This is a genomic window from Ruegeria sp. HKCCE3926, from assembly GCF_017872515.1.
In the GTDB taxonomy this organism is placed as follows: Bacteria; Pseudomonadota; Alphaproteobacteria; order Rhodobacterales; family Rhodobacteraceae; genus Ruegeria.
In genome coordinates, this window is the sequence record NZ_JAEDOU010000002.1 from 358,081 (window position 1) to 382,059 (window position 23,979).

Below are 23,979 nucleotides of genomic sequence, written 5' to 3' on the forward strand. Positions count from 1 at the left end.
ATCATTTGAAGTGGGTGGGCGCATGACAACGCATTCGGTCAGACATCTCATCATTGGCGGGGGCATCATCGGATGCTCTATCGCGTATCACCTCGCACGGTCCGGTGAAACGGATGTTGTTCTTCTGGAAAGGGCATCCCTGACCGAGGGGGCCACCTGGCATGCGGCGGGGCTTGTCGGGCAGTTGCGGTCATCTCGCAACACGACGCGGATGCTGAAACGGTCCGTGGCGCTGTATGATCGTCTGGCCGAAGAAACCGGGATGGAATTCGACTGGAAGAAAGTCGGAAGCCTGCGCCTGGCGGCAACCAAGGAACGGCTTCTGGAAGCAAAGCGCCTGGCGACAATGGCCCGCAGCTTTGATCTGGAGATGGAAATAATCTCGGCCGCCGAGGCCAAGGCGCTTTTCCCCTATGTCGACGCGCAAGGTCTGGAAGGCGCGGCCTTCATCCCGTCGGACGGTCATGTCGATCCCGCAGGCTTGTGTCAGGCAATTGCGTCCGGTGCCCGGATGCACGGTGCCCGGATCCGCCAATCCGTAGAGGTCACCGATTTTGAGATCCATAACGATCGCATCACCAAAGTGATGACATCGGAAGGGGACTATGAAGCGGACATTGTCGTTCTGGCCGCCGGAATGTGGAGCCGCGAGCTGGCCGCGAAACTCGGTGTCGTTGTTCCGGCCTGTGCCGTCGAGCATCAATACATCGTAACTGAACCCCTGCCCGACGCCGATCTTGTAAAACGCCTGCCAACCCTACGGGATCCCGAGCGGCTGGTTTATTACAAACCGGATGCAGGCGGGAGGCTTGTGATCGGCGGGTATGAGGACAACACGCTGCCATTCGGCGACAGGGGTATTCCGGGCGCGTTTGTCCGGCAGCTTTTGCCGGACAACCTGGAGCGGTTTGCCCCCCTTGCCGAACTGGCAGGTCAGGTTACGCCGGTCGTCAACACGGTTGGAATCCGGCAGGTGATCAACGGCCCCATCCCTTATTCCGCGGATGGCGATTTTGTCATGGGATGGGCTCCTGAACTGCGAAACCTGATGCTGGCGACCGGATTTCTGTACGGCATCGCGGCAGGTGGTGGCGCAGGAGAGATGATCGCGGAGTGGATTGTCGAAGGCCGCCCGAGCCTTGATCTGTGGCCTCTGGACGTGCGCCGGTTCAGTCCTCATCACGCCACGCGCGCCTTCATGTATCCTCGCGCGATCGAGCATTACGCGCATCACTACAAGATGCGATATCCGGGGCAGGAGGCGGAAACGGCCAGAGACCTACGCCTGTCGCCCCTGCATGAGCGGCTGAAACAACATGGCGCGGTGTTCGGGTCCAAAAATGGCTGGGAGCGGCCGCTCTGGTTCGCTCCGGCCGGTGTAGAGCCGGTGGATCAGTTGGATTTCCTGTCGCCGGGTTGGAAAACCTATGCCGAACAGGAACATAAGGCCGCGCGCGACGGGGTCGTTCTGATCGATCAAACCAGCTTCTCAAAGTTCGAACTGATCGGCCCCGGCGCACTGGAGGCCCTTCAAAACCTTGCCGTTTCAAATATGGACAAGCCGGATGGCACGGTGATCTACACCCAATTGTGCAATAATCGCGGCGGGGTTGAAGCCGATATCACCGTCACCCGATTGGGGCGGGACCATTTTTACATCGTCACCGGGTCCGGATTCGGCGTGCATGACGCGGATTGGATCCGACGTCACCTGCCCCGCGACGGGCGCGCGCAGCTGATCGAAATGACGTCGGCACGCGCCGTCATCAATATCTGCGGCCCCAAAGCGCGGGATGTGATGCTGGCCGTCGCGGAAGAAGACGTCTCGAACCATGCGTTTCCCTTTGCAACGGCCAGAGAGATCACCCTGGGAACGGCAAAGGTCCGCGCGATCCGCATAGGTTACGTCGGAGAGCTGGGATGGGAGCTGCATATCCCGACCGAGTTCGCCCTGCATGTTTATGACCTGCTTTGGCAAGCCGGCCAAAGCCATGGCATCCGCGACATCGGCTACCGCACCATCGAGTCCTTGCGGCTGGAAAAAGGCTATCTCTACTGGAGCGCTGACATCACCCCCGACTATTCGCCAATCGAAGCGGGCCTTGGCGCGCGGGTCCATCTGAAATCCAAACAGGGCTTCATAGGGCGACCGGTGCTGGAGGCGCAGAAAGCGACCGGCCCCGAGCGGCAGCTCTGCACGTTCATCACCGACGAGCGGCTGCCGATCACCGGAGGAGAGACCATACTGCATTCCGGCAAAACAGTCTCGCTGGCGTGCAGTGGTGGCTATGGGTTTACCGTCGGCAAGACCGTCCTCTACGGTTATATGCCTGCGGGATTGGCTGGTGGGTCAGAATTCGAAGTGGAAGTGTTCGGAGAGCGTCACCCTATCCAGCATGTGGACGGACCGCTTTACGACCCGGCAAACAGCCGTTTGAAAGCCTAAGGGAGAGAGCGATGCAAACCGAGCCGAAACTTGAGATCATGCAGGCCCTTCGCAATGTGGCGGGGTTTGACACCCTTGCCGAGTCGGACCTTCGCACCAACCGGCTGGGCGGGTTGACCAATCTGGTCTACCGCGTCGAAGGCGGGCCAAGGCCGGTGATCGTGCGCATCCCCGGCGAGGGCACCGAAGCCTATATCGACCGCGCGGTTGAAATCCACAACGCGCAGGTGGCCGCAAAAGCCGGGGTCGGCCCCGAAGTTCTGTGGGCAGACGCATCATCCGGCGTGATGATCAGTGATTGCGTGCCCGACATCGTGACGATGACACCCGAGATGTTTGCGACGCGCCCCGGGTCTGCCGCCCGCGCGGGAAAGGCGCTGAGGCAGTTGCACGATGCCCCCGAGCCGTTCAAGTTTCGGTTCGAGCTGTTTTCGATGATCAACGACTACATGAAGGTGGTTGCGGACAAAAACGCGACCCTGCCGGACGGGTACGCGGACGTCGTGGCCGAGGCGGCCCCGATCCGCGAGGTGCTGCGGGACAAACCCGGGACATTGGTCCCGAGCCATTGCGACCCGCTGTGCGAGAATTTTCTGGATGACGGCCAGCGCATGTGGATCGTGGATTACGAGTATTCAGGCATGAACGATGCCCTTTGGGATCTGGGTGATCTGTCGGTCGAAGCCGGGCTGAACCACGAACAGGAACTGGAAATGCTAACCGCCTATTTCGACGGCCCGCCGAACGAGGCTCAGATCGGGCGCATGGTGATATACAAAGCCATGTGCGACCTGCTGTGGACGCTATGGGGATTGATTCAGCATGCGGATGAAAACCCCGCCGAAGATTTCTGGGCCTATGCCACGAACCGGTTCGAGCGGTGCAAGTCCCTGATGCTGGCCCCGTCCTTTGCGGCCCATGTAAAAGCCGTGGCCGAGGAATAGGGTTTCATCCACAGCCAGATCCGCCCTGGATACCGGATGTTTCCTAGCTTATCTCAGATCTTTGAGCCGCTTTCCCTAATACCTGTATCCCAATGAAGAACGGGCGGGTAAAATACGGGATGCGCCGGAGCGTAAGTGTATCTGCTCGTAGCGCGCTTCGGCTTCTTGCTGGTGCCGGGGTCGAGTCTGCTATTCTGCCCGGTATCTCATGTCGGCCACGGCACTTTTGAACCTCATTCAGCCGTGACGTGGCGTCAGGGCCAGACCGGCATATCCGGTCCCCTAAAACCTTGCCAGTGAAGTCAACTTGAGACTTGAACCTTATGATATTCAAGGAAAAGCGCGTGACGGTGTGGTAATTATGAAGTAAATCGGTCAATCAATGTAACAAGTTAACAGTGCCATCTGTTCCTGCTATGGATTCAGCATGAATTCCTCTCTATTTTTGGATTATACATATACATTATGTTTATGTACTAAGGGGAAAACAGGGGGACAGTTATGGAAGGAGTCGCAAGCCAATGACGCGAGTCCTTGAGGCATCACCACGCATTTCAAAAGTCCTTCATCTGGCAGATCTGAATGACTATGCCACTCTGTTTCAGAGAGAGGGCGTGGACGACGACATTCTGGACGAATTGACTGATCCGGAACTGCGTGATCTCGGGTTGACGGTTGGTGAAAGGAAGCGCTTTCGAAAGGCGCAGGCCAGGCTGAAATCGCAGGAAGCGTCGAAGCGGCCCGAAGTCCAGTCCAAGGCCGAGCGTCGGCAACTGACTTTGGTTTTCTGCGATCTTGTGGGGTCGACACGGCTGGCTCAGCGATATGATCCGGAAGACCTGATGCAGATCATGAACCTGTATCTGGATACGGCGATCGGCACCTTGAAACAGCACGGCTGCCATCTGGCCTATCGGCAGGGCGATGGCATAATGGTGTATTTCGGATACCCGAAGGCCATGGAAGATGATGCCGAACGGGCCGTACGAGCCGTTTTGGAGACTATCGAGGCCGTTCAGAACCTTGAAAACGAGTTTGGAGAAAAGCTTGACCTGCGGGCAGGCATTGCGACCGGAATGGTTGTCGTGGGCGTTGTTTCTTCGAAAAGCTTGGGATCTCAGGACTTTCTGGTGGGTGAAACGGCGAATCTTGCATCCCGCTTGCAAGGGCTGGCCGAACCGGGTGAAGTGATCATTTCATCAGAGACCCGGAGGCTGACCCAGGGTGCCTTTGAATTCGAGCCACGCGGCAGCCACGAGCTGAAAGGCTTTGACAATCAGCGCAAAGTGTATCGCGTGGTGTCGGAAATCATGTCCACCAGCCGGTTCGACGCGCGGGTGGGTCAATCCGCGGTCGATCTTGTCGCCCGGCATGATGATCTTTCAACCCTGACCCGGCTTTGGAGCGAAGCGCAGGAAGGCTCGGGCCGGCTGGCGCTTGTCGGGGGGGCTGCGGGAATCGGCAAGTCGAGGCTGATCAAGTCACTGTCTGAAACAATCGGGGTCAAACCCTTTACATTGCAGTGCATCCCGCACCTGACCAGTCTTCCGCTGCACCCCATTGTCGGAGAATTGAGGCGCGTTTCCGGCGACAAATCAAATGACAGTATCCGGGCGGCGATTTCGGACTTCGTGCAATCGGCCTCACGGCTGAGTGACGCAGACTTGCCCGTTCTTCTGGATCTGGCAGGTATCGAGACCGGCGCCCCGTCAGAATCCGACCCGTTGAAGAAGGCGCGCAAATCCCTTGACGTGATGCTGCGCAGTCTGGGCAGCCTGTGTGACAGGCGCGGCACGTTGTTGTTGGTGGTCGAAGACGTTCATTGGGCCGATGCGACCACGTTGGATGTACTGGATGCGCTTGCATCCGCCTTGAGCAACTTTCCAGTACTGGTGGTTCTGTCGCACCGACCTGAATACGAACCTCCGGAACATTTCGAAAGCAGAGCCGCGCGCATTGATCTGTCTCCGCTTGGCAATACCGAGGCATCCGAACTGGTCCGGCGCGTGGCCGAGCCGTACAGCCTGCCTGTCATCCTGATCAGGCAGATCATCGAAAAGGCGGATGGCGTGCCGCTGTATATCGAAGAAATGACAAAGGCGGTTCTGGACCAGCTGCCCCAGGATGCCCCGATCAACGCCGAGGTTCTGGATGCGCTGAGCGTCCCGGCCACCCTTCAGGACTCGCTGATGTCGCGTCTTGACCGTATGGAACATGCTAAACCAGTCGCCCAGCTCGGATCGGTCATCGGGCGCAGTTTCACCGCTCAGATGATCCACGCGGTGGCGCATGAAGACATGGATGTGGAAAGCGCCCTCATGCAGCTTATGGCGGCTGGCGTCGTGCTGATCACCAGCGATTCAGGGTCGGCCACATACACGTTCAACCACGCGCTGGTTCAGGATACGGCCTATAATTCGTTACTGCGGGAAGACCGGCAGAAGGTGCATCTGAAAATCGCCCAAGCATTGCTGGACGGTCACAAAGCATTCGGCAGCCCGGCTCCTGATACCGTCGCGCATCATTGCGATCTTGGCGGATTGAAGGATGAGGCTGTCACGAATTGGGTCACGGCAGGTGAACTGGCGTTGTCCCGACTGGCAAACCTGCCCGCGATTTCCGCTTTCCGGGCCGCCCTGCGCAACATCGGAACTATGAAGGTCAACGCGGATCGCGATGGCTTCGAACTTCGGGTTCAGATGAACATTCTGCCCGCCTATATGGCGATTTACGGATGGTCGTCCGATCAGGTCGGCGAGACTGCCGCCCGGGCGATGGAACTGGCCCAGTCTTTGGGCGACGGCGAGACGCTTTTTGCCGCAACCTTCTGCCGTTGGACCCATTTCTTTGTTGCCGGTCAGATGAACCGAGCGATGGAAATGGGACAAGCGCTGGATATGATGGCCGGCATGTCCGACGACCCCGTCGCCAATGTGCTGGCGGCACGGGCGCTGAGCTTTACTCATTACTTCCGCGGGGAATTTTCGGAATGCGAACAACAGCTGGAACGCGCATTCGCCCTGATCACACCCGAGCTGGATATGGCCATGATGCCCATGACCCAGTCTTCCACTGCCGCGTCATTGCTGGCCATTCAGGGATGCCTGCTGTGGCAACAAGGAAAGTTCGAAAAAGCCGAGGCCGCGCGTCTGGAATCCATCGAGGTCAGCAGAGCGCTGAACCACGCACCCAACCTTGTCTACGTGATGGGCGCTTGCAGCATGTTCCTGCCCTATGCGGGGGAATGGGACCGGCTTGACGTAACGATGAAAGAAGCCAGAAAAGTCGCGGATGAGGAAGGGTTTCTTTACCTTCACGCGATGCAGGACATCTATATGGGCCTCGCGCAGGCCGGAAAGGGCGACATCGCAGGTGTTCCGGAACGCATCGAGACATGCATGAACCTGATTTCCAAATCTGGTGGAAACTTTACTTTTCCTCAGAATCAGATTGTTCTGTCTGAGTTGATGATTGATCACGGAGACGTTGATCAGGCTTTGGACCGGCTGGAAACCGTTTGCATTCCCGGCTGGGAGCGCGGCGAGACGTTGAACAAACCTGAATATCACCGTGTGCGAGCAAAGGCTTTGGCCGCAAAGGGGGACTTGGACGCTGCAATCAGCGAGGCGGAAAAAGCGCTTTCGCTTGCGCGGGATTGCCGTGGAGTTGTTCAGGAGCAGCGGGCCCGCGATCTGCTGGGCAGATTGAAAGAAGAAAAATGAACAAGATTGACTGCCCCGCCAAATTGGGCAGCAGCACCGAGAGGGATTTGCAATGACCGATGCATTGGATTGGAATGAAGATCAGTGGAGCGCCGTGAAAAAGGCCGTCCATGATGAGGCGCTTCGCGCCCGAGTGGCCGCCAGTTTCCTGCCCCTGTACGGACCGCTGCCCGCTGACACGCAGTCCGTCCCGCTGAACAAGCTGGATCTGGTCGAGAACTCATCTGGTGCATCCAAAGAACGTCTTGACGTGAACGACTATGACACGCTGCGACTTACCACCGTATCGGTGAACGTGTACCTGAAAGGCGCACAGGTGGCTGATCCGGAACTGACGGCGGCTCAGATCATGTTCCGCCGAGCGGCCGCCGTTGTGGCACGGGTAGAAGATGACATCATTTTCAACGGTCAACCCGGCACCGGACAGGCCCCCAAACACGCCGGCGGCGCGCACGCCTCATTGCCGCAGATCTATACGATCAGCGGCGGTGGCAAATATCCGGGATTGCTTGAAGCGGGCGAAGGCAAAACCAAATCCACGACCAAAAAGAACTACAGCGGAACCGATGTTTTCGAGGCCGTCGTCGAGGGCATCAGCACGCTAGAAACGCATGGCTATCTGGGCCCCTATGCCTGTGTGATGGGCAACGGTCTGTTCCGTGCGGTCACGACCCCGCTGCCGAATTCGATGGTACTGCCACGTGACAGCATTCTCCCGTTCCTGGACGGGCCGTTGCTGCGTTCCAGCACCCTGCCCCAGGACAAGGCAGTGCTTGTGTCCCTGCTGGGTGCACCGGTTGAAATCGTCGTGCCCTCGGATATCGCCGTGAAGTATCTGCAAACCTCTGCCGAGGGCGAGCACGTCTTCCGCGTGCAGCAGAAGTTCCATCTCAGGATCAAGGAAGCTAAGGCCGTCCGCACCATAACCTGTTGACCGGAGATCGGGTCGTGCGCGAGTTTTCAGATCGGGGCGTGACGCTGCGTTGGTCCGAGGCGATCAACGCAGACGGTCTCAGTCGGGTGTTGGTGGAAGCCGGTCCATCCGTGTCGTCGCATGACACGCTACGTCTGATCTGTTCGGAAGATGGCGGCGCCGAGCGTGCCATTCGCGGGTGGCCCTTGTTGCGGGACCCGCAAACCGGGTTTCAACAATTCGCAGCCATTCTGCCGTCGGTCAAACAGGAAAAAACCTTGTCCTGGCGTCCGGTGCTGACGTCGGGAGGGCGCGAGTTTGACCCCGGGCCCGAAAAAGAAATTGAACCTGCCGCGCCGGAACCGGCAAAAACCACGGTGACGTCGCCGGTATTGGAACATGTTGCCAAATTTCTGGTGCCGTTCGATAGCAGCTTTCATCCCTCGGGCGAGACGCCGGATGGGGTTTGGCTGCATTTCGCCATCAAAGAAGGGGGCACCGTCGAAGGCCCACATCTAAAGGGGACGATCGAGCCGATCGGAGGAGACTGGATGCGCGTGCGGCCCGATGGTGTGGGACTGCTTCATGCAAAGGCGCTTATCAGACCGTCCATCGGACAAGCCCCGATCCTATTCGAAGATACGGGTGTGTGTGACTTCGGCCCGGACGGATATGCGGCATTGTCCAAGGGCAATCTGCCCGCTTCGGCTCCGGTACGGCTTGCACCGCGTTACCTGACCTCGAATCCGCATTACAGCTGGATGAATCGGGTGCAGGGTTTTGGCATTGGCGAAGCCAGCCTGTCAGACATCACCCTGCGCTTTGACGTCTATTCCGCGAAAGGAATTTCCGATGCCTGACAAGGTTGTCATTCTTGGGGGAGGCGTGGCTGGCATGAGCGCCGCGCACGAACTGATTGAACGCGGCTTCGAGGTAGAAATCCACGAACGCCAGCTGATCCCCGGCGGCAAGGCCCGAAGCATCCCCGTGATGAAGGGTGAAGGGGATCATGGCTCGAAAGCGAAACACATCAAGGCACTGGAAAAATGGGCCGAGATGGATGGAGCCAATTATCCGCCCGGCGTGAAACGGCCCTGGCTGCCCGGTGAACATGGGTTCAGGTTCTTTCCGAACTTTTATCGGCATATCACCGACACGATGGCCCGAACGCCGTATTACGACAAGGGCACATGCTTTGACAATCTTGTCCCGACCACGCAAGTTCTGGTCAGCCAGTTTGACAAGCCCGGCATCATTGTCCCGGAACGGTTCCCCCGCACGCTCAAGGATGTTGCGGATGCCTTCAAGACCATTGCCTTCGCGCTTTCGCCGAGGGACCAGATTGCGTATGAGGATGTCGAGCATTTTGTCGCCTGCATGTGGCGGATCGCGAGCTCTTGCAAGGAACGCCGGTTCGACGAATATGAACGGATCGGTTGGTGGGATTTCATCGGTGCGCAGGACCGCTCGGAAGCCTATCAGAAGTTCCTTGCCATCGGCCTGACCCGTTCGTTGGTGGCCGCCAAGGCCACGACGGCAAGCACGAAGACAGTGGGGGACATTGCGGTTCAGCTTCAGCTGGGCATTGCCACGCCCGAACCCCACTGCAACAGGCTGCTGAACGGGCCCACCAATCTTGTCTGGATTCAACCGTGGCTGGATTACCTGACAAGCAAGGGGGTCGTGTACAATTTTGACTCCAAAGTCACCGGAATCGAGTGCCGGAACGGTAAGATCATTGGCGCAACGGTCGAACAGGATGGTGAAGAAAAGCAGGTCACGGGGGATTGGTTCATCAGCGCCATGCCGATTGAACGCATGGCACCGCTTGTGACCCCGGAAATGATGGCGGTTGACCCTGCACTTGCCAAACTGCCTTTGCTGGCCGATGACGTGCAATGGATGAACGGCATTCAGTTCTATCTGACCAAGGATGTCGAGCTGACCCATGGCCACGTCATTTTCATCGACAGCCCATGGGCTTTGACGGCTGTGTCGCAAAAACAGTTCTGGCCGGGGATCAATTTCGAAAACTGGGCCGAAGGAAAGACCAAAGGCCTGCTGTCAATCGATATCTCCGAATGGGACAAGCCGGGGCTGAACGGAAAAACCGCGCGCGATTGCACCCGGGAAGAGATCGCAAAAGAGGTTTGGGAACAGCTCAAGCGCAGCATCAACGTGGATGGCCAAACCATTCTGCGGGACGAGGATATGCACTACTGGTTCCTCGATCCTGATATCGTTCAAGACCCGAACGACCCCAAGCGTCAAAGCAATGTCGAACCCTTGTTGGTCAACCGTATCAACAGCTGGCGCTTGCGCCCGGATGCGGCCACATTGATCCCGAATTTCTTCCTGGCATCGGATTACGTCCGCACTTTTACCGACCTTGCCACGATGGAAGGGGCGAACGAGGCCGCGCGTCGGGCCGTCAACGCCATTCTTCAACGCAGTGGATCGGATGCCGAGCCCTGCCAGATCTGGGACCTGCACGAGCCCGACATCCTGAAACCGCTGCGCGCTTATGATTACGCCCGCTATCAGGCTGGCCTTCCGTGGGACAACCGGTTCGCGGTTGCGGTCGAAGCCGCGCTGAAAATGGGTCAGGACACGGCAGGAGTTGATCGTGGCGGTGATGGCCCTCTTGCAGCCATAGGGGAACCGGCGGCGGAATATTCAAAACCCGGCGGCATCACCGAGGAGCCAGCCATTGCCGAAGCGCTTCGAATGATCTGCCCCCCGAAAGAGCTGTTCGACCTCATCGCGAACTACGAGCCCACCGCGGATCTGCCGATCCCGGGGGATGAGCTGGCGGAAGATGTCGCGTATGATCTGGGTCGGGACAGTGGTCAATCAGGTGCCTTGTCCAGGGCGTTGCCAATTTCTGACGAACCGCTTTCTGCGTTTGGCGGCGGTCCGGAACGATCCGGCGCCCGGGAAAACAAAAGCCGCGTGATCATCACCCAGAAGGGCTGAGCCTGTGAAATCCGGAACCGCGCATTTGGATCCTGCGGCGAAACAGGATTTTCTAAAAACCCTGACCTTCTACGGGGATCAGGCGCGCGAAACGCTTTTGGGCCTGTTGCCGACGGGTGAGCCTCAGGCCTATCTGTATGGCCCGATGCGCGACTACATCGAAACCTCGGGCAAGGGCCTGAGGCCCGCCCTGCTGTTAGCGACATGCGAAGCCTTCGGAGGAAACAGCGAAAATGCTAGGGCCTCGGCCGCGGTTCTAGAGCTGCTGCACAACGCTTTTCTGATCCACGACGACATCGAAGATCAAAGCGATTTCCGGCGCGGGCGCGAATGTATGCACAAGCGGCTTGGGGTTCCCCTGGCGATCAATACCGGCGATGGGATGCAATCGCTTGCCCTGCGTCTGCTGCGTCAGAACCTGGGGCCGTTGGGCCCGGAAACCGGTATGCGCGTGGTGGATGAGTTCGACCATCTGTTGCAGCAATCCATCGAAGGTCAGGCGCTGGAGCTTGGCTGGATCCGCGACAATCGTTTGAACGTCGATGCATCAGATTATCTGAGGATGTGTCTGAAAAAGACCTGCTGGTACAGTTTCATTCACCCGATGCGCATCGGGGCCCTGATTGCGCGGCCACATGATGTCGCGTCCGGTGCGCTGAATCTGGATGATTTCAACGCCTTCGGCTTTTTCCTGGGTGCGGCGTTTCAGATTCAGGACGACGTCTTGAATCTCGTCGGCTCACAGGACAGTTACGGCAAGGAAATCGGCGGCGACATCTATGAAGGCAAACGCACGCTGATGCTGGGCCAGCTTGGCCTGAAAGCGGAAGAGCCTGAACAGGCACGGTTGGCCGAGATGTTGTCAAACCCGCGTGATGCCCGGTCGTCGCAAGATGTCGCCTGGGTGCTGGAGCGCATGAACCATTACGGCAGCATCCGCTATGCGCAGGACGCAGCGAATGATCTGCTGGCAGCGGCCCGGAATGAGTTCGCGCGGGTGTTCGCGGGCACAGAAGACGCGCCGCGCGCATTTCTGGGACAGTTCATGGACTATCTGGTGACCCGTCAGGTCTGAGCGCCCGCCACCTCGAAAATCACCACAACCGAGGTTTGGTCCGTTCCTGTACAGGCGATCCGACCGTGATATTCTCCGGGTTTGGAGAGGTCGGGTATGGTCACCGCAACAGCAACATCCGTTGCTTCCCCCGGTTCAAGCTGGATTTGTGGCGGGATCACACTGATGCGGTTGGCCGGCAGAATGTCGCCGTTCGGATTGGTCAGATCACCCGGTTCGAACTGCATCTGAACAGGTGCCGCGCCTTCGGGTGCTTCAAAGGACAGCAGAATGGTGGCGGTGCTGCCGGGGTGACAGGATTTGCGACACCTGAACGGACCGTCCAGATGTTGCCGCGGGCCCCGCTCTGTTTCGAGCACGCGGCGCGCTATATCGGAAATCGGTTGATTGTCGGGCTGCGGCGCAATCGGGCTGACCGCCCGAGATGCACTAACATATGGTTTTCGTTCGAAATACGGCATGCCTAACTGTGCACGTGCCGTGCGGATCAGTAAATGGTAAATTCACGCTCTGCTATCATGGTAAACGTCTGCCTATTTTCCTTTCCAGACCGGGTCTCTTTTCTCGGCAAAGGCGCGCGCGCCTTCCAGCTGATCTTCGCTGGCATAGAGAACGTCCACGGTTCTGAGCTGACGCTTGGTGATGCGGTTCATGGCATCCTGAAACTTGGCATCTTCGGCATCGCGTACGATTTCCTTGATCGCGGCATAAACCAGGGGCGGTCCTGAGGCCAACAACCGGGCCAGTTCCCAGGCGCGATCCATCAGTTGATCCGCGGCGACGATCTCGTTCACCAGACCCCAGCGATTGGCTTCCTTTGCGTCGAACCACCGGCCGGTAAGCAGCAACTCCATCGCGATGTGGTAAGGGATGCGCTTGGGCAGTTTGACGCTGGCCGCATCCGCGACAGTCCCCGAGCGGATTTCCGGCAGGGCGAACGTGGCGTGGTCGGCGGCAAGGATCATGTCGGCTGACAAGGCCAGCTCCAGCCCGCCGCCACAGGCGATGCCGTTGACGGCCGCGATCACGGGTTTGTTCAGGTCGCGCAGCTCTTGCAAGCCGCCGAACCCTCCGGCGCCATAATCCCCGTCTACCGCATCCCCGTCGGCCGCTGCTTTCAGGTCCCAGCCCGGGCAAAAGAACTTTTCTCCGCCGCCCGTCAGAATGGCCACGCGCAGCTCTGGATCGTCGCGAAACGCGGCGAATACCTCACCCATCCTGCGGCTGGTGACAAGATCGATGGCGTTGGCCTTGGGCCGGTCCAGCGTCACCTCAAGGATCGCTCCGTCGCGGCGGGTTTTGATCGGGTCCATATCTCAGGCCTTTCTTATCAGAGCATCCACGGCAACGGCCTTGTACGGCGTGCACAGGAGCGGGTTAATCTCGACCTCGCCAAGCGTGTCGGCATTTTGCATGACATAGGCCTGAACGGCCTCGACTGCGGCGATGATTGCATCCATATCAGCCGCCCGTTGGCCGCGATAGCCCGCCAAAAGCGGGGCAATTTTCAATTTGCCAAGCGCGGCACGGATGTCCTCGTGCGTGCTTGGCACCAGCACCGACGCCGTATCGCGCAGGATTTCGGTCAGTACGCCCCCCGCCCCCAATGTCAGGACAAACCCATGCGCCGGGTCACGGACGACACCGACCAGCAATTCGGCAATGGTTCCGGTGATCATCTCTTCGATCAGGATGCTATCTGTGCCAATTTCGGCTGCGACATCGGCCACATCCTCGGCCTTGATGCCCAGCTGAACAGCGCCGTGTTCGGATTTATGCGCAAGCCCAACACCTTTCACGACAAAGGGGGCTTCCATGTCCTGCGCGGTCGAATGGGCCTCTGCCGGGCCGCAAACCGTACGGCTTTTCGGAACGTGCAGGCCGCATTCGGCCAGCGCCCGTTTCGATTCGCCTTCGGTCAGGGTTTGGGTCGCCTCAGCCGTTCCAGGCAACCAGACAGGATGCGCGGACGGGGGCGAAATCTGACCCGCAGCGCGCGTGGCCGCCAGTGCTTCGCGCAATCCCATGAATGGAACGACACCACCGGCCATCAGGTCTTGCGCGACGTCTTCAGGCAGAAGTTCAGGCAGCGTCGCAACAATCGCAAACCGTGCGCCGGTTTCGGCACGCACTCTCAACGCAGCTCGGGTCGCGCAACTCCAGTCGGTCGGATCCGTCGTTGGATAGTCTACGATCGAGAACGTCAGGTCGATGTCGTCACCCGTCATGCCCGACCAGGCCTGTGCCATCGCCTCTTCATCGCGCCAGATATACGTGTGATAATCCAGCGGATTGTTCAACGCGACCATAGGGCCAAGCGCGTCACGCAAGCGCGCCCTTTTGTCATCGCTCAACTGTGGAAAACTCAGGCCGGTGCCGACGGCCATGTCTGCGATCAGGCTCGCCTCACCCCCCGAACAGCTGATCGACGCGATGTTACCCCCGGGGAGCGGCCCGTAGCAGTGCAGCAGTTTCAACGTTTCTAGGAAATCCGGCAACGTCGAAAGACGCGGGATGCCCAATCGGTCCAGCAGCGCCTGCGCGCCTGCATCGCTGCCCGCGAGAGACGCGGTATGAGAGACGGTTGCGGCCTGTGCCTGTTCGGATGCACCGACTTTGAGGGCGACCAGCGGGATGCCCTTTTCGTGGGCCTTCGCGGCCAGCGCCTCCCATTCCCGGATGTCCTTGAACCCTTCGATATGCAGACCCACGGCGGTTACGCGCGGATCATCGATCAAGGCCGAGGCGATTTCGGCCTGGCTGGTTTGGGCCATGTTTCCGCATGCCATCATGTAGGCAATCGGCAACCCACGTTTCTGCATGGTCAGGTTGATCGAGATGTTCGAACTTTGCGTCAGGATCGCCACGCCCTTGTCCACAGGGGTGGCCCCGTGCTGGTCCGGCCACAACAGCGCCCCATCCAGCGCGTTGATGAAGCCATAGCAGTTCGGGCCAAGAATGGGCATGTCACCGGCTGCGGCAATCAGTTGATCCTGCAAGTCCCCGCCGGTGTCATCTTCGGCAACGGCCTCGGAAAAGCCCGATGCAAAGCACACCGCCCCACCTGCGCCCATACTGGACAGGACACGAGCGGCCTCGATGGTGGCGTGGCGGTTGATCCCGATGAAAACCGCATCCGGGGCTTCGGGCAGGTCTTCGATGTGGGCATAAACCTTGTGTCCTGCAATTTCAGACGCTTTGGGATGCACCGGCCAGATTTGACCGGCATAGCCCATGCGTTCGGATTGCAGAACAACCTGCTGACACCACGCGCCGCCACCGATGACGGCGATGGATTTCGGGCGCAGCAGCCGGGTCAGGTCTTTGTTCATGGTCAGGCGCCCAAGGGACGCAGAAGATCGCGGCTGATGATGTGGCGCTGAATTTCGCTGGTGCCGTCCCAGATGCGCTCGACCCGGGCATCGCGCCAGAACCGTTCGATCGGGAAATCGTCCATCAAACCCATACCCCCGAAGATTTGCAGCGTGGTATCCGTCACCCGCGCCAGCGTTTCCGAGGCATAGAGCTTGGCCGAGGCAATCTCGCGGTTTGATGGCAGATTTTGGTCCAGACGCCACGCGGCCGCGAGTGTCAGCCAATCGGCGGCATCGATCTCGGTAATCATGTCGGCGATCTGGAATCCGACGCCCTGAAACTTACCAATAGGCTGGCCGAACTGCTTGCGCTCGGCCGCATAGTTCAGCGCATAGTCAAAGCAGCGCCGCGCGCGACCGACCGAGAACGCCGCAACCGTCAGGCGGGTTGCGTAAAGCCATTCGTTCATCACGGCAAAGCCGCCATCAACCTCGCCCAAGACCTGTGCATCGGGCAGACGGCAGTTGTCGAAATACAGGATATAGTTCTTGTAGCCCTTGTGGCTGACCGAGTTGTAGCCCTCGCGCACTTCAAACCCCGGCGTACCGCGATCCACCAGGAAAGTGGTGATGCGTTTCTTCGGGCCCTTGGGGGTTTCGTCCACGCCGGTCGCGATGAAGACGATGAAGAAATCCGCATGTTCCGCGCCCGAGATGAAATGTTTCGATCCGTTGACAACCCAGTCGCCGCCATCGCGCACCGCCTGGCATTTCATACCACGCACATCCGAACCCGCATCCGGTTCGGTCATCGCCAAGGCGTCCATCTTGTCACCACGTACGGCAGGCAGAAGATACCGTTCGCGCTGCTCGTCGTTGCAGGCCATCAGGATGTTCTGCGGGCGCCCAAAGAAATGCGTCAGTGCCATTGACCCGCGGCCAAGCTCGCGCTCGACCAAGGTGAAATCCAGATGAGACAGACCTGCGCCGCCGACCTCCTCGGGGAAGTTGCAGGCATAAAAGCCCAGATCGATACATTTCTGCTTGATCTGCTCACCCAGCTCAGGAGGCACGGTTCCCGAACGCTCGACCGCGTCTTCATGCGGGTAGATTTCGTTTTCAACAAAGCTTCGGACCGTCGAGACGATCATGTCCTGTTCTTCTGTCAGACCAAACTGCATGGCGCGTGTTCCCTGGATCGGTGGTTGACCAACCAAACGCCATCGCTCAAGGTCACGGCATGCAGAGTTGATATCAAATCATGCCAAATTCGAAAATTTTGACGCGACAATACAACATCCTGCTCTTCAACGGGTTTTCGAACCATTGCCTTGCAAACATGGTCGAACCGCTCAGGGCTGCGAACAACCTGTCGAGGCAGGTTTTGTATTCGTGGTGTTTCTGCTCCATTGACGGAGACCCCGTTCAAAGTTCCAGCGGCCTTGTCGTTACACCGAATGGTTCAATCTTGGATCAGCAAGGCGACGTTCTGGTGGTCATGCCGTCTTATGGGTATCGCAAGTTGGACACGCGATCGACCACGCGCACCGTGCTGGCTGCGGCCCGAAAACACCGGCAAGTGGCCGGATTGGATACCGGCAGTTGGCTGCTGGCCCGCGCCGGTTTGCTGGATGAGCACCGGGCGACCATTCACTGGGACGAGCTTTCCCGGTTCGAAGAAAGTTTTCCGGCCGTGGATGCGGTGCAGGAACGTTTTGTCATCGATGGCAACAGGCTGACCTGTTCTGGGGCGATGGCCGCGTTCGATCTGGCCTCGGCCCTGATCCGCAAGGATCACGGCCCCCTTTTGTCCATGGAAGTCGGGCATCTTCTGATGAGCCGAAATGGGCAGGATCATTACCCTTTGCCTCTGAAGTCCGAAGACACTTTGGTCAATCGCGCACTGGCTGTCATGCAGGCGAACCTTGAAACACCTCTTTCGATCAGGGAACTGGCCCGCAAGATCGGGTGTTCACAAAAGCGGATCGAAATGCGCGTTCAGGCAGAGCTCAAAACCACGCCGCAGGCGCTGTATCGTCGGCTGAGGCTTAACCTTGCACGCAATCTGGCAGAAGATACCGAGCAGTCCATCGCCGAAATCGCCGGTCGTTGCGGATATGAAAACGCCAGCGCCATGACGCGAGCGTTCAAGGCAGAATTCGGCCAGACACCGACGGCGTTTCGCCACCGAAGCTTGTCTGACGGCTGAATGGGGTGCGCATGGCGATGCCCGCTTTCCTGGAAAACCAAAGAACCCTGGGGGCTATTCCAGCGAAACCCACAGCACCTTGGCGTTTTCTTCGCTGGTCGAAATACACCCATGCCCCATTCCGCTGTCATAATAAAGCGAGTCACCAGCCTTCATTGGCAAGGGGCGGTAGTGTTCAGACACGAAGATGAGTTCACCGCTGAGCACATACATGAATTCTTCTCCGGAATGTCGGATCCACGTCTCGAATTCCGACAGGTCACGCGCCTTGATTGTCGCGATATAGGGCAGCATCCGCTTGCTGGTCAGTTCGGGGCAAAGCAGTTCATGCAGGTAAGTGGGCGTATTCTTGATTTCCCCCTCGCCTTTCGGAGTGAAATCACGGCGGCCTGAAATGCCGGATTGACCCGACTGAAGAAACAACTGCGGGGTGCTCATATCCAGGGCCTGAGTCAGACGCCGTACGATGTCAAAGCTTGGCTTTGTCTGGTTGTTTTCGATCTTGGACAGCGTCGACCGCCCGATACCCGCAGCGCGGCCGGCTTCTTCCAGAGTCCACCCTTTCGCGCGCCGCGCATCGCGGATGGACCGGCCCAGAGCCTCTCCTTCATCCAGATCTTCCTGTCCGGAAACATCATTTCTGCTTTCGTCGCCCATTGAATTCCCCCTGTTTTATCAAAGGTTACATGCCTCCCGATTAATACGCAACTTCTTGAATAAGAGATTTTTGTTGCCTAAAGCACATTATTTCCCCTATAGGAAACAAAGTTTCGTACTAAGGATTCGGGGCAAAAGGAGGAGACCATGTTCAAAACGTCGCTGATTGAGGCAGATCCCGTCATTGCCGCGTCCATTTCGCGCGAGGGTGAACGCCAAGCGGAACAGATCGAGTTGATCGCCTCGGAGAACATTGTCTCGAAGGCCGTGATCGAAGCTCAGGGTTCGGTCTTGACCAACAAATACGCCGAAGGCTATCCGGGCCGCCGCTATTATGGCGGCTGCGAATATGTCGATGAGGTCGAAGTCGAGGCGATCGAACGCCTCAAGAAGCTGTTTGGCTGTGAATATGCCAACGTTCAGCCCCATTCCGGCGCACAGGCCAACGGGGCCGTCAAGTTGGCGTTGTTGAACCCGGGCGATACCATTCTTGGCATGTCGCTGGACGCAGGTGGCCATCTGACCCACGGTGCGAAACCGGCGCAGTCCGGCAAATGGTTCCGGCCCGTGCAGTACGGCCTGACCGATGCAGGGCTGATCGATTATGATCAGGTTGCCGAATTGGCGCGGGCGGAAAAGCCCAGGCTGATCATCGCAGGCGCATCCGCCTACTCGCAAAAGATCGACTTTGCCAGATTCCGTAAAATCGCGGACGAGGTTGGCGCATGGCTGCTGGCTGATATGGCTCATATTGCCGGATTGGTGGCGACCGGCCTGCACCCCTCGCCTGTAGGGCACGCACATGTCGTGACCTCGACCACGCACAAAACGCTGCGCGGGCCTCGTGGTGGCATCATCCTGACCAATGACGAGGCGCTGGCGAAAAAGATAAATTCTGCCGTCTTCCCCGGCCTACAGGGGGGCCCGCTGATGCACGTCATCGCAGGCAAGGCGGTGGCTTTTGGCGAGGCGCTGAAACCCGAATTCAAGGAATACATGCAGCGCGTCGTTGACAGCGCATCGGCCTTGGCAAGCGTCATGATGGCGCGCGGATGTGATATCGTTTCCGGCGGCACCCAGAACCACCTGATGCTGGTCGACCTGAGACCTTTGGGCGTCACCGGTAAGGACGCCGAAGCCGCGCTGGAGCGCGCCGGGTTTACCTGCAACAAAAACAGCGTTCCCGGAGATCCAGAGAAACCAACCATCACCAGCGGCATCCGTCTGGGCACCGCCGCCGGGTGCAGCCGTGGCTTTGGCCCGGAAGAATTCAGGAGGATCGGCCATCTGATCGGTGATGTTCTGGACGCGCTCGCGCAGTCACCGGAAGGTGACGAAGCCGTCGAACAGGAAACCCGCAAACAGGTTCGCGCTCTTTGCGCAAGCTACCCGATCTACTGAAAGTACGCGAAATGAATACCTATGACCTCATCGTTATCGGGGGCGGACCGGGTGGCTATGTTGCCGCGATCCGCGCGGCTCAGCTGGGGCTGAAAGTGGCCTGTGTCGAAGGGCGCGGCGCACTGGGCGGTACCTGTCTGAACGTGGGGTGCATCCCCTCCAAAGCGTTGCTGACCTCCTCGGCCAAATATGCCGAGCTTGCACTTCTCTCCTCCCATGGCATTGCGGTCGAGGGGGCCAGCATCGACGTCAGTGCGATGATGGGGCGCAAGGACAAGATCGTCGGTGATCTGACCAAGGGCATCGCATTCCTGTTCAAGAAGAACGGCGTCGATCTGATCGAAGGATGGGCCAGCATCCCGGCCACTGGTCAGGTCAAGGTCCGCGACAGCACATACGAAGCAAAGAACATCCTGATTGCGACAGGATCCGAGCCGACCTCACTGCCGGGGATCGAGATTGATGAGCAGGATGTGCTCAGTTCGACCGGTGCAATCGCGTTGGAACGCGTGCCGGATCATCTGGTTGTGATCGGTGCAGGTGTGATCGGCCTGGAACTTGGGCAGGTCTGGGCACGTCTGGGCGCCAAGGTTACTGTGGTCGAATATCTGGATCGCGTTTTGCCCGGCATCGATGGCGAGATCGCCAAGCTGGCGCAGCGGGCCCTGTCAAAACGCGGTTTGAAATTCCAACTGGGCCGTGCTTTGAAGTCTGTCGATAAAACCGATACGGGTTTGTCGCTGACGGTGGATCGTGTTGGCAAGGACAAGGAAGAAGTGATCGAGGCCGACAAGGTTCTGATCGCTGTGGGCCGTCGCCCGGTGACGCGCGGGCTTGGGCTGGAAGAGCTGGGCGTGGCCGTGAACCCGCGTGGCTTCATCGAAGTCGACAGCTCGTTCCAGACGTCGGTGCCCGGTATCTATGCCATTGGTGACTGTGTTCCCGGCCCGATGCTGGCCCACAAGGCCGAAGAGGACGGTGTTGCCTGTGTCGAGATGCTGGCCGGCGAAGCCGGTCATGTCGATTACAACACCGTGCCGGGTGTGGTCTACACCGATCCCGAAGTGGCCTCGGTTGGTCAGACCGAAGAGGCTCTGAAAGACGCGGGCGTCGAATATGTTGTCGGCAAGTTTGCTTTCATGGCCAATTCGCGGGCACGCTCGACAGGTGAAACAGATGGCGCGGTCAAGGTTCTGGCCGGTTCCGACGGCAAGATCCTCGGGGCTCATATCTGTGGTGCCCATGGTGGCGATCTGATCGCCGAGTTGGTTCTGGCCATGTCCAAAGGTGCCGCGGTCGCCGATGTTGCAGCCTCGTGCCATGCGCATCCTGCCATGGGTGAGGCGGTCAAGGAAGCCTGTCTCGACGCCATGGGGCGTGCGATTCACGCTTAACGAGGTTTGCCAGATGACAATCCAGCTTAGACCACGCCACCCGGAAAAGGCCAAAAAGGCCGACAGCGTGATCCCGCGTAAGCCCAAGTGGATTCGCAAGAAAAAAGGGGACAGCGCCGCGTATTACGAAACCCGACGTCTGATGCGGGATCACGATCTGGCAACGGTCTGCGAAGAAGCGGCCTGCCCCAATATCGGCGAATGCTGGTCCAAGCGCCATGCAACCATGATGATCATGGGCGAGATCTGCACACGGGGCTGTTCGTTCTGCAATGTGGCCACCGGCCGCCCCGATGCGCTGGACGCGTTCGAACCCGGCCGGGTTGCGGCGGCGGTCAAGAAACTGGGCCTGCGCCACGTGGTGATTACGTCTGTTGATCGCGATGATCTGGCCGATGGCGGGGCCGAGCATATCGCCCAGACAATCCGCGCCGTACGCCATCAGAACCCCGGCACCACTGTCGAGGTTCTGACCCCCGACTTCCTGGGCAAGGGCGACGCCGCAAAAATCGTCTTTGACGCAACGCCGGACGTGTTCAACCACAACCTGGAAACCGTCCCGCACCTGTATCCGACGGTTCGCCCCGGCGCGCGCTATTATGCCTCGCTGCGGCTGTTGGACGATGCCAAACGCTCGAACCCCGAGATTTTCACCAAGTCGGGTCTGATGGTCGGCTTGGGCGAAAGCCTCAACGACGTGCGTCAGGTGATGGATGATCTGCGCGCGGCCAATGTCGATTTTCTGACTGTCGGGCAGTATCTGCAACCGACGCCGAAACATCATCCGATTGACCGGTTCTGGTCGCCCGAGGAGTTCGCCCAACTGGAACAAATCGCTCGTTCCAAGGGCTTTTTGCACGTGTCAGCCACGCCGCTGACCCGTTCGTCGTTCCATGCGGACGAAGACTTTGCCGCCCTCAAGCAGGCCCGTCAGCGGGCCATCGCCACCGGGGCATAACCAAACGCAAATGGGAGGGAAACCATGGAAGCGTTAAATTCAATCGTTGGGGCCATCAATGGCGTCGTATGGGGGCCGATGATGCTGGTCCTCATCCTCGGCGTTGGCTTCTTCCTGCAGGTCGGGCTGAAATTCATGCCGATCCTGCGCATCGGCACAGGCTTCAGCCTGTTGTTCAAAGGCCGTGAAGGTCAGGGCGAAGGGCAGATCAGCCCGTTCAACGCACTGATGACTTCGCTGTCGGCGACCATCGGTACAGGTAACATCGCCGGTGTGGCCACTGCTGTCTTCCTGGGCGGTCCAGGCGCCTTGTTCTGGATGTGGATGACCGCCCTGGTGGGCATGGCCACCAAATATGCCGAAGCCGTCTGCGCGGTGAAATATCGCGAGAAAGACGAGCTGGGCAACTATGTCGGCGGCCCGATGTACTACATCAAAAACGGTCTGGGCGCGAAATGGGCCTGGCTGGGTGTGGCTTTCGCCCTGTTCGGCGCGGTTGCCGCCTTTGGCATCGGCAACGGTGTGCAGGCCAACGGTGTTGCTCAGGTGCTGGAAGCCAATTTTGGCCTGAACACCTCGGTCACCGGCGTTGTTCTGATGGTTCTGACTGCAGCCGTTATCCTGGGTGGTATCACCCGCATCGGTGCGGTTGCCGGTAAGCTGGTCCCCTTCATGGCCGTTGCCTATATCATCGCGGGCCTGCTGGTTCTGCTGATCAACATCGGCAACATCGGACATGCGCTGTCGCTGGTCTTTACCTATGCGTTCAGCCCGTCCGCCGCAGAAGGTGGTTTCGCGGGTGCAGCCGTCTGGGCCGCCATCCGCTTCGGTGTGGCACGTGGTGTGTTTTCGAACGAGGCCGGTCTGGGTTCGGCCCCGATCGCGCATGCCGCTGCCGAAACCAAGGGTCCGGTCAACCAGGGCCTGATCGCGATGCTGGGTACGTTCATCGATACCATCATCGTCTGCTCGATCACCGGTCTGGCCATCATCGCGTCGGGGGCATGGACATCGGGTGAATCCGGTGCGGCGCTGACGAGCCACGCGTTCGAATTGTCGCTGCCGGGTATCGGCGGGTATCTGATCGCCATCGCGCTGTCGATCTTTGCCTTCACCACCATCCTCGGCTGGTCGTTCTACGGCGAGAAATGTGTCGAGTTCCTGCTGGGCGTGAAATCCCTGATGCCCTACCGCGTTCTGTGGATCGTGATGATCTACTTCGGCGCAACTGCGGATCTGGGCTTCATCTGGCTGCTGGCCGATACGCTGAACGCCATGATGGCCATCCCGAACCTGATCGCCCTGGCGCTGCTGAGCCCGATCGTCTTCAAACTGACCAAAGAGTTCTTCGCCTCGGGCGGCAAGTCCGAAGAGCCGGGCGGCACACCTGCCGAATAAGATCGGCCCGACCAAAACGGGGGGCCATCCCGGCCCCCCGCCTTTGAAACCGAATTCAATATCTCGAGGAGAGACGTGATGGCCACTAAAATCCTGCTGCCCATTGATCACACCGACGACCGCTCGTGGAAACTGGCCCTGTCGACCGCCTTGGAACAGGCAAAATTCTACGGTGCCGAACTGCATGCGGTTGCCGTCATCCCCGAGATCATCCAGCTGCCGAACCTTCCCGCCAACTATGGTGCCGGCGCAAAGGACCACGTGCGGGGTGCGGTTCAGGCGATTCTGGATCATGCCAAGGCTTCCGACGTGCCGGTCCATGTCGAAGAAGGCAGTGTTTACCGCGAAATCCTGAAGCTTGCCTACAAGGAAGGCTTTGATCTGATCGTCATGGCATCGACCAAGGGCGATTTCCCGAACTACGAGATTGGCCCGAACCTGGCCCGTGTCGTGCGCAATGCGCATTGCACCGTCATGGTCGTCCGCGACCAGTCCCGCTGATTGAAAGGTTGAAGAAATGACCACACCGAAGCGCACGCCCTTGTATGACCTTCACGTCGAACTTGGTGGCA

Annotated in this window: 18 protein-coding genes; 13 read left to right on the forward strand and 5 right to left on the reverse strand. The window is 58.9% G+C overall.

Annotated features, from left to right (window positions below; genetic code table 11):
• Positions 1–22: 22 nt before the first annotated feature.
• From I9184_RS09825 to I9184_RS09855, 7 genes are all read left to right on the forward strand, one after another.
• The gene (locus I9184_RS09825) at positions 23–2,446 is read left to right on the forward strand and encodes an FAD-dependent oxidoreductase (RefSeq protein ID WP_209834059.1); all 2,424 of its coding nucleotides are present in this window, start codon (positions 23–25) and stop codon (positions 2,444–2,446) included.
• Positions 2,447–2,457: 11 nt separating this feature from the next.
• Entirely contained in the window at positions 2,458–3,390 is a 933-nt protein-coding gene (locus I9184_RS09830) for a choline/ethanolamine kinase family protein (RefSeq protein WP_209834060.1), read from the forward strand.
• Between the two features lie 521 nt (positions 3,391–3,911).
• Positions 3,912–7,112: an adenylate/guanylate cyclase domain-containing protein gene (locus I9184_RS09835; protein WP_209834062.1), complete on the forward strand. Its 3,201-nt coding sequence runs from the start codon at positions 3,912–3,914 to the stop codon at positions 7,110–7,112.
• Between the two features lie 52 nt (positions 7,113–7,164).
• A complete protein-coding gene (locus tag I9184_RS09840; RefSeq protein ID WP_171635851.1) occupies positions 7,165–8,046 on the forward strand; it encodes a family 1 encapsulin nanocompartment shell protein in 882 nt (293 codons plus the stop codon).
• A 14-nt stretch (positions 8,047–8,060) separates the two neighbouring features.
• Positions 8,061–8,885, forward strand: coding sequence for a DUF3237 domain-containing protein (locus I9184_RS21110; protein WP_209834064.1), 825 nt, complete (start codon positions 8,061–8,063; stop codon positions 8,883–8,885).
• The gene (locus tag I9184_RS09850) at positions 8,878–11,001 is read left to right on the forward strand and encodes an FAD-dependent oxidoreductase (RefSeq protein ID WP_209834066.1); all 2,124 of its coding nucleotides are present in this window, start codon (positions 8,878–8,880) and stop codon (positions 10,999–11,001) included. The genes I9184_RS21110 and I9184_RS09850 overlap by 8 nt, the downstream gene beginning before the upstream one ends.
• A 4-nt stretch (positions 11,002–11,005) precedes the next feature.
• Positions 11,006–12,076, forward strand: coding sequence for a polyprenyl synthetase family protein (locus I9184_RS09855; RefSeq protein ID WP_209834068.1), 1,071 nt, complete (start codon positions 11,006–11,008; stop codon positions 12,074–12,076).
• On the opposite strand, the gene I9184_RS09860 is transcribed toward I9184_RS09855, so the two are convergent.
• From I9184_RS09860 to I9184_RS09875, 4 genes are all read right to left on the reverse strand, one after another.
• Entirely contained in the window at positions 12,067–12,537 is a 471-nt protein-coding gene (locus I9184_RS09860) for a hypothetical protein (RefSeq protein WP_171330775.1), read from the reverse strand. The genes I9184_RS09855 and I9184_RS09860 overlap by 10 nt on opposite strands.
• 72 nt (positions 12,538–12,609) lie before the next feature.
• Positions 12,610–13,389: a carnitinyl-CoA dehydratase gene (locus tag I9184_RS09865; protein ID WP_209834070.1), complete on the reverse strand. Its 780-nt coding sequence runs from the start codon at positions 13,387–13,389 to the stop codon at positions 12,610–12,612.
• A 3-nt stretch (positions 13,390–13,392) separates the two neighbouring features.
• On the reverse strand, positions 13,393–15,408 hold the full coding sequence (locus I9184_RS09870) for an acetate--CoA ligase family protein (RefSeq protein WP_209834072.1): 2,016 nt from the start codon (positions 15,406–15,408) through the stop codon (positions 13,393–13,395).
• 2 nt (positions 15,409–15,410) lie between these two features.
• Positions 15,411–16,571, reverse strand: a complete 1,161-nt coding sequence (locus I9184_RS09875; protein ID WP_152460401.1) for an acyl-CoA dehydrogenase family protein — start codon at positions 16,569–16,571, stop codon at positions 15,411–15,413.
• An 80-nt stretch (positions 16,572–16,651) separates the two neighbouring features.
• Here I9184_RS09875 and I9184_RS09880 point away from each other — a divergent pair, with 80 nt between their 5' ends.
• Positions 16,652–17,599 carry a GlxA family transcriptional regulator gene (locus tag I9184_RS09880; RefSeq protein WP_209834074.1) on the forward strand — a complete coding sequence of 316 codons (948 nt, stop codon included), beginning with the start codon at positions 16,652–16,654 and terminating at the stop codon, positions 17,597–17,599.
• Between the two features lie 54 nt (positions 17,600–17,653).
• Here the strand turns inward: I9184_RS09880 and I9184_RS09885 are convergent, their stop codons facing one another.
• A complete protein-coding gene (locus I9184_RS09885; protein WP_171635839.1) occupies positions 17,654–18,256 on the reverse strand; it encodes an XRE family transcriptional regulator in 603 nt (200 codons plus the stop codon).
• A gap of 147 nt (positions 18,257–18,403) precedes the next feature.
• On the opposite strand from I9184_RS09885, the gene glyA reads away from it, so the two are divergent.
• The 5 genes from glyA to I9184_RS09910 all read left to right on the forward strand — a co-directional run bounded on the left by glyA (position 18,404) and on the right by I9184_RS09910 (position 23,908).
• Positions 18,404–19,657 (forward strand): serine hydroxymethyltransferase, encoded by a 1,254-nt coding sequence (gene glyA, locus I9184_RS09890; protein WP_171635837.1) that lies wholly within the window; start codon positions 18,404–18,406, stop codon positions 19,655–19,657.
• 11 nt (positions 19,658–19,668) lie between these two features.
• On the forward strand, positions 19,669–21,051 hold the full coding sequence (gene lpdA, locus I9184_RS09895) for a dihydrolipoyl dehydrogenase (RefSeq protein ID WP_209834076.1): 1,383 nt from the start codon (positions 19,669–19,671) through the stop codon (positions 21,049–21,051).
• 13 nt (positions 21,052–21,064) lie between these two features.
• A complete protein-coding gene (gene lipA / locus I9184_RS09900) occupies positions 21,065–22,009 on the forward strand; it encodes a lipoyl synthase (protein WP_209834078.1) in 945 nt (314 codons plus the stop codon).
• A gap of 24 nt (positions 22,010–22,033) precedes the next feature.
• Entirely contained in the window at positions 22,034–23,407 is a 1,374-nt protein-coding gene (locus I9184_RS09905) for a sodium:alanine symporter family protein (RefSeq protein WP_209834080.1), read from the forward strand.
• A 78-nt stretch (positions 23,408–23,485) separates the two neighbouring features.
• On the forward strand, positions 23,486–23,908 hold the full coding sequence (locus tag I9184_RS09910) for a universal stress protein (protein WP_171723662.1): 423 nt from the start codon (positions 23,486–23,488) through the stop codon (positions 23,906–23,908).
• Positions 23,909–23,979 lie beyond the last annotated feature (71 nt).

Excerpts from the sequence above, each read along its gene's own strand:
- I9184_RS09825 (WP_209834059.1), top strand. The coding sequence starts at position 23 with ATGACAACGCATTCGGTCAGACATCTCATCATTGGCGGGGGCATCATC.
- I9184_RS09830 (WP_209834060.1), top strand. The coding sequence starts at position 2,458 with ATGCAAACCGAGCCGAAACTTGAGATCATGCAGGCCCTTCGCAATGTG.
- I9184_RS09835 (WP_209834062.1), top strand. The coding sequence starts at position 3,912 with ATGACGCGAGTCCTTGAGGCATCACCACGCATTTCAAAAGTCCTTCAT.
- I9184_RS09840 (WP_171635851.1), top strand. The coding sequence starts at position 7,165 with ATGACCGATGCATTGGATTGGAATGAAGATCAGTGGAGCGCCGTGAAA.
- I9184_RS09850 (WP_209834066.1), top strand. The coding sequence starts at position 8,878 with ATGCCTGACAAGGTTGTCATTCTTGGGGGAGGCGTGGCTGGCATGAGC.
- I9184_RS09860 (WP_171330775.1), bottom strand. The coding sequence starts at position 12,537 with ATGCCGTATTTCGAACGAAAACCATATGTTAGTGCATCTCGGGCGGTC.
- I9184_RS09865 (WP_209834070.1), bottom strand. The coding sequence starts at position 13,389 with ATGGACCCGATCAAAACCCGCCGCGACGGAGCGATCCTTGAGGTGACG.
- I9184_RS09870 (WP_209834072.1), bottom strand. The coding sequence starts at position 15,408 with ATGAACAAAGACCTGACCCGGCTGCTGCGCCCGAAATCCATCGCCGTC.
- I9184_RS09875 (WP_152460401.1), bottom strand. The coding sequence starts at position 16,571 with ATGCAGTTTGGTCTGACAGAAGAACAGGACATGATCGTCTCGACGGTC.
- I9184_RS09880 (WP_209834074.1), top strand. The coding sequence starts at position 16,652 with ATGCCAAATTCGAAAATTTTGACGCGACAATACAACATCCTGCTCTTC.
- I9184_RS09885 (WP_171635839.1), bottom strand. The coding sequence starts at position 18,256 with ATGGGCGACGAAAGCAGAAATGATGTTTCCGGACAGGAAGATCTGGAT.
- glyA (WP_171635837.1), top strand. The coding sequence starts at position 18,404 with ATGTTCAAAACGTCGCTGATTGAGGCAGATCCCGTCATTGCCGCGTCC.
- lpdA (WP_209834076.1), top strand. The coding sequence starts at position 19,669 with ATGAATACCTATGACCTCATCGTTATCGGGGGCGGACCGGGTGGCTAT.
- lipA (WP_209834078.1), top strand. The coding sequence starts at position 21,065 with ATGACAATCCAGCTTAGACCACGCCACCCGGAAAAGGCCAAAAAGGCC.
- I9184_RS09905 (WP_209834080.1), top strand. The coding sequence starts at position 22,034 with ATGGAAGCGTTAAATTCAATCGTTGGGGCCATCAATGGCGTCGTATGG.
- I9184_RS09910 (WP_171723662.1), top strand. The coding sequence starts at position 23,486 with ATGGCCACTAAAATCCTGCTGCCCATTGATCACACCGACGACCGCTCG.